Origin of the sequence: Aquiflexum sp., assembly GCF_041749095.1 — a bacterium.
Lineage (GTDB): Bacteria > Bacteroidota > Bacteroidia > Cytophagales > Cyclobacteriaceae > Aquiflexum.
On record NZ_JBGTCA010000039.1, the window covers coordinates 1 to 5,628 of the forward strand.

6 protein-coding genes are annotated in these 5,628 nt (G+C 39.7%); 3 read left to right on the forward strand and 3 right to left on the reverse strand.

Features of this window, described 5'->3' with window-relative positions; genetic code table 11:
• Positions 1–402: DNA-3-methyladenine glycosylase I (locus ACEW8O_RS03115; RefSeq protein ID WP_373493163.1), on the forward strand; the 402-nt coding region annotated here is incomplete at its 5' end.
• A gap of 263 nt (positions 403–665) precedes the next feature.
• Here ACEW8O_RS03115 and ACEW8O_RS03120 read toward each other — a convergent pair.
• Both ACEW8O_RS03120 and ACEW8O_RS03125 read right to left on the reverse strand, forming a co-directional pair.
• On the reverse strand, positions 666–1,409 hold the full coding sequence (locus ACEW8O_RS03120) for a hypothetical protein (RefSeq protein WP_373493164.1): 744 nt from the start codon (positions 1,407–1,409) through the stop codon (positions 666–668).
• Between the two features lie 126 nt (positions 1,410–1,535).
• Positions 1,536–1,871, reverse strand: coding sequence for a tRNA-binding protein (locus tag ACEW8O_RS03125; protein WP_373493165.1), 336 nt, complete (start codon positions 1,869–1,871; stop codon positions 1,536–1,538).
• Between the two features lie 73 nt (positions 1,872–1,944).
• Between ACEW8O_RS03125 and ACEW8O_RS03130 the strand changes: the two genes are divergently transcribed.
• Complete coding sequence (locus ACEW8O_RS03130; protein ID WP_373493166.1) at positions 1,945–2,322, forward strand: hypothetical protein; 378 nt, start codon at positions 1,945–1,947, stop codon at positions 2,320–2,322.
• 67 nt (positions 2,323–2,389) lie between these two features.
• Here ACEW8O_RS03130 and ACEW8O_RS03135 read toward each other — a convergent pair whose 3' ends face one another.
• Complete coding sequence (locus ACEW8O_RS03135; protein WP_373493167.1) at positions 2,390–2,929, reverse strand: RNA methyltransferase; 540 nt, start codon at positions 2,927–2,929, stop codon at positions 2,390–2,392.
• Between the two features lie 85 nt (positions 2,930–3,014).
• Between ACEW8O_RS03135 and mutS the strand changes: the two genes are divergently transcribed.
• Positions 3,015–5,627, forward strand: coding sequence for a DNA mismatch repair protein MutS (mutS, locus tag ACEW8O_RS03140; protein ID WP_373493168.1), 2,613 nt, complete (start codon positions 3,015–3,017; stop codon positions 5,625–5,627).
• The last annotated feature ends 1 nt before the right edge of the window (position 5,628 follow it).

The following is a 5,628-nucleotide window of genomic DNA, read 5'->3' on the forward strand; positions in this document are numbered from 1 at the left end:
CGGAAGGCTTTTGCTGAATTTGACTATAAAGTTATCGCAGATTTACCGGAGGGTTATGTTCAGGAACTTTTACAGAACAAGGAAATCATCAGGAATGAATTAAAAATCAGGTCTGCCATCAATAATGCCCGTCGTTTTATGGAAATCCAAGCCTCTTTCGGAAGTTTTTCAACATACATTTGGGATTTCGTAGATGGTAAGCCGATACAAAATTCCTTCAAAACTCTTTCAGAAGTTCCGGCAACAACACCTGTTTCAGATAGACTTTCCAAAGACCTAAAAAAACGTGGCTTCAAATTCCTAGGCAGCACCATCATCTATGCACACATGCAGGCAACCGGATTGGTCAATGACCATTTAGTGGATTGTTGGAGACATAGGGAAGTTGGGGGAAAACAATAGAAAGAAGGTTAATGAAATGTCCGATGACCGATGACCGATGCTAGGTTGAAAAAGAATTCAGGCTCCTTCCCAAATGGAGAAACCTGAAGTTCGATTTATAAAATCAATTTCTTTAATCATTAAACGCCATCCTACCAGAAACCTGTCAAATCATCCAAACTATGGTTAAATGCTTCAAATGCACATTACAACGGTCATCCGTCTACTGGCACAGTGAAAACACAGATTTTACTTTAATGGAAAAATAGCGATGAACCATGTTTTTACTTAATCGGCGTATAGGCATCTTTATACCTGGTCCATATTTCATAAATCGGATTTCCGGTAGAACTTTGACCACTGTGGTGCCATTCACTTTCAATCACTTCAAATTCAAATCCCAAACTGGCACCTACCCTGGAATCATCTCTGGAGAAAAAAGTAATCTGCTCGTTATATTTTCCATTTTCAGCAGTATAAGTACCGCCTCCTGTACCCATAAACTCCTTGGTTGCAGAATTAAAGGCAATCCATTGGAACCTGCCGCCACTTAAGATTTTGACAGTCCTTCTTGCCCCGGGTGTACTTCTGAAGATTTCCCCATCTTTCTTTCTTCCTGTAAAAACCCAGTTTGCGGTTAAATCATCTTTTCTATCTCCAACTTTTTCCCATATTTCTACCAAGGTCTGACCTTGCACCCGACCTGAAATCACCATTTTCCCTTCTGCCAAATCCAGTTTGAAAACTGTGGTCTCACCAACTAACTCGGGCTTGATGGTAAAAAAATCCAGCGTTTCCTGATAGGCATTGTCTTTTAGGATAAATTCACCACCACCTGCACTGTGAAATTTATTTGTGCCTATCTCTTTAGCTCCAAATGCAAAATAACCATCCTGAATGATTTTTATGTATTCTACATTAGTCATGGGTTTACCGTTTTGGTGCGTCATTTTCCATGCACCTTCAAGAGACTGTGCAAATAGCACTCCCGGCATTAACATGATCAACAATGCTATGATTTTTCTCATAATGTGTTTATGTTTAGTTTACTTTCGAATTTAACGTTTTACAAATTCTAATGAAAACCTTTACTTTAGGAACGAGCAAAGAACAGGTTCTGCGGCTTATTCCTGACAAACAGATCAAATTAATATTTAATGAAGTTTTGCTCCATTGGGAGCCATGGTATCTGAGGTGGCTAAGATTATCTGCCCTTTACCATTATCAAAACCGGTCACCAAAACTTCGGACATAAAATCTGCAATTTGTCTTGGTGCAAAATTACAGACACAAATCACCTGCTTCCCTATTAGGGTATCGGATGTATAAAGGTCCGTAATCTGTGCTGAGGATTTTTTGACACCTAAATCACCTAGATCCACCCAAAGTTTATAGGCAGGATTTCTGGCTTTTTCGAAATTTTCCACTTTGACAATAGTGCCAATTCTGATGTCTATTCTTTGAAAATCAATGAAGTCAATCGTTTGCATTGAAGAATTTATTTTATAACTTTGGAAACTTAGCTGAAAATATTCAGTTATATCTATCAAACCTTTCACATAAATGACAAATCGAATCAAAATTTATTCAAATGGCAGTAAAGCAATTCCATTTTTAATTTTGTTTTGTCTTTTTTTCAATTTTGCTTCATTTGCCCAAAACGAAAGGGACAGAAATATTCCTGACTCACCAAGAAACAGTGACGCTGTCAATCAATTCGAAAGTCCTGAGTCATCAATTTCAGAACAGAAATCTGAAAATTTCCAAAGGCAATCAGCATCTCCTACAGTAGAAATCAAAACAGGGACCAATACCACTCAAACCAAAAAAGATAATCCCCTCTATAAAATGGGTGGTGAGAAGGAAATTAAAAAAGAAGGAATGTCCACTTTATCATTTAACCTCTTTTTATATATCGTGGACAAATTCAAGGAAGATTAATGCAAATACCAATAAACCTCAAAAAGAAAAAAAGGGTCTAAGTAGGCTCTTTTTTTTTGTCATCATTTTATGCTTTTAAAACACCCATCTTCACTACAAAGTCCCAAATTGCAATTCCCATTGTTACCGAAATATTGAGTGAATGCTTTGTTCCTAATTGTGGAATTTCGATGACATGGTCACTGATTTCAATTACTTCCTGTTCCACACCAAAAACCTCATTTCCAAAAATAAGGGCATATTTTCTATCTTCAATAGGAACAAACTTATCCAGCATAATACTTCGATCCACTTGCTCAAATGAACATATCTGATATCCTGTAGTCTTTAATCGGTCGATGGCCTCTATTGTAGTCGGTAAATATTCCCATGCCACTGATTCTGTTGCCCCCAAGGCCGTCTTATGGATTTCTTTATGGGGAGGCGTTCCGGTTATACCACATAAATAAATTTTTTCGATCAAAAAAGCATCAGAAGTACGAAAAGCCGAACCTACATTGTTAAGGCTTCTCACATTGTCCAATACAATGACAATGGGTGATTTTTTTACTTCTTTGAATTCCTCCACCGACAAACGATTGAGTTCTTCCATGTTTAATTTTCTCATGTGGTTTTGTTTCCCTTTTGATATATTTTAATTTCAGGCTTTCAATATTTTCAAAATTAACATAAAGAATTAATTCAGGGACAAAATGGCCAAAGCGAAGGAAAAGGAAGTGAAAGAAACTCCCTTGATGAAACAATACAATGCCATCAAATCCAAACATCCCGGAGCACTTTTGTTGTTTCGGGTGGGTGATTTTTATGAGACCTTCGGGCAAGATGCAGTTGTTGCTTCCAAAATATTGGATATTGTTCTGACCAAAAGAGCAAATGGATCCGCTTCGCATATCGAATTGGCCGGATTTCCCCACCACTCACTCGATACCTATTTGCCCAAATTGGTACGGGCAGGAAACAGAGTGGCCATTTGTGATCAATTGGAAGACCCAAAAGAAGTCAAGGGGATAGTCAAAAGAGGGGTAACCGAACTGGTCACTCCCGGGCTTTCCTTCAATGACAATGTCCTGGATAAAAGAAAAAACAATTACCTCGCTTCTATTTATTTTGGAAAAGAGATTCTCGGAATTGCTTTCCTTGACCTTTCGACGGGTGAATTTATGTGTGCGGAGGGTACCCAGCCCTACATCGAAAAACTGCTGCAAAGCTTCAGCCCTTCAGAGGTCATTTATTCAAAAGCCTTAAAATCAAGAGCCCAGGAAATGCTTAAAGATCAGTACACCACTTTTCACTGTGAAGATTGGGTATTCCAATTCGACTATACATATGAGAAGCTGAAGAATCATTTTGCGACCAATAATCTGAAAGGCTTTGCGATAGAAAACCTCGAGCACGGCATCGTGGCGGCAGGGGCAGTTTTGTATTATCTGGAGGAAACAGAACATAATGAGGTCAAACATATTGCCTCTATCTCAAGAATTGCGGAGGAAAAATTTGTCTGGTTGGATAAATTCACCATTCGCAACCTTGAACTGGTTTATCCCCAGCAAGAGGGTGGAATTCCTTTGATCCATATCCTCGACCATACCGTGACTCCAATGGGCTCCAGGATGATGAGAAAATGGCTTGTCCTTCCCTTAAAAGAAAAGGAACCGATTGAAGACAGGTTAAAGATTGTGGATTACTTTTATGAAGGCGTGGAAATTAGGGAAGAAATCCATGCTTCTCTCAAGCAAATAGGAGATCTGGAAAGGTTGATTTCAAAGGTCGCTGTGGGAAGGATCAACCCACGGGAAATGAATCAGCTGAAAAAAGCCCTTAAAAACACCATCCCCATCAAATCACTCTTATCTGCTTCCAAAAGTGGATCTCTCAAAAAACTGGCAGATCAGATCAATTCCTGCGAATTTCTCCTGGATAAAATCGACCGTGAACTTCAGGAGGACGCACCCATGCTGGTACATCAGGGCGGTATCATCAAATCAGGTGTGGATGCAGACCTGGATGAGTACAGAGGCCTGGCCAATACCGGCAAAGATTTTCTGGTTTCCATGCAACAAAGAGAAGTACAACGTACCGGCATTACGTCATTGAAGGTAGCATTCAATAAGGTTTTTGGTTATTATCTTGAAGTCACCAATTCACATAAAGACAAGGTTCCTCAGGAATGGATCAGAAAACAGACTTTGGTCAATGCAGAAAGATACATTACCCCGGAACTTAAGGAATATGAGGAAAAAATCCTCAATGCGGAAGAAAGGATGATCGCCATTGAGCAGAAATACTTTATGGCCTTGGTGCAGGATGCTTCTGAATACGTCACCCAAATTCAACAAAATGCCAGGGTTTTGGCAACAATTGACTGTCTTATCTCTTTTGCTTGGGTAGCCAAAGCAAACAATTATTGTAAACCAAAAATTGCGGATACCGATACACTTGAAATAAAAGACGGTCGGCACCCTGTCATAGAAAAACAACTTCCGATCGGTGAACCCTATGTGCCCAATGATATCTATCTGGACAATGAAAGCCAACAGATCATGATCATAACGGGTCCAAATATGGCCGGTAAATCCGCTTTGCTCAGGCAGACGGCTTTGATTGTACTGATGGCACAAATGGGCAGCTTTGTTCCCGCCTCATATGCAAGGATCGGTATCATCGACAAAGTGTTTACAAGAGTTGGAGCCTCGGATAACCTTGCCAAAGGGGAGTCAACATTTATGGTTGAAATGACCGAAACAGCAAGTATCCTTAACAACCTTTCGGATAGCAGCTTGGTCTTGATGGACGAAATTGGAAGAGGTACTTCAACCTACGATGGAATATCCATCGCATGGTCCATCGTAGAATACCTGCACAACCACCCCAAATTCAGGGCAAAAACTCTTTTTGCAACGCATTACCATGAACTCAACCAATTGGCTGACGATTTCCCAAAAATCAAAAATTTCAATGTTTCCGTAAAGGAAGTCGGCAATAAGGTAATATTCCTTCGAAAGCTAAAAGAAGGAGGAAGCGAACATAGCTTTGGTATCCATGTCGCCCAAATGGCCGGGATGCCTAACCCAATTGTCTTGAGGGCGTCCGAAATAATGGGGCATTTGGAAAAAGACAAGGAAATGTCTCCTTCTAAAGAAAAAATGAGGGAGATGCCCAAAAACAATTTCCAATTGAGCCTATTTGACCTCGATCCAAAATTCAAGGAAGCACAGGAAATGTTGGGCAGCATAGACATCAATACGATTTCTCCTATTGAAGCATTGATCAAGCTTAATGAAATCAAGAAAAAGCTAGAAACGTAGG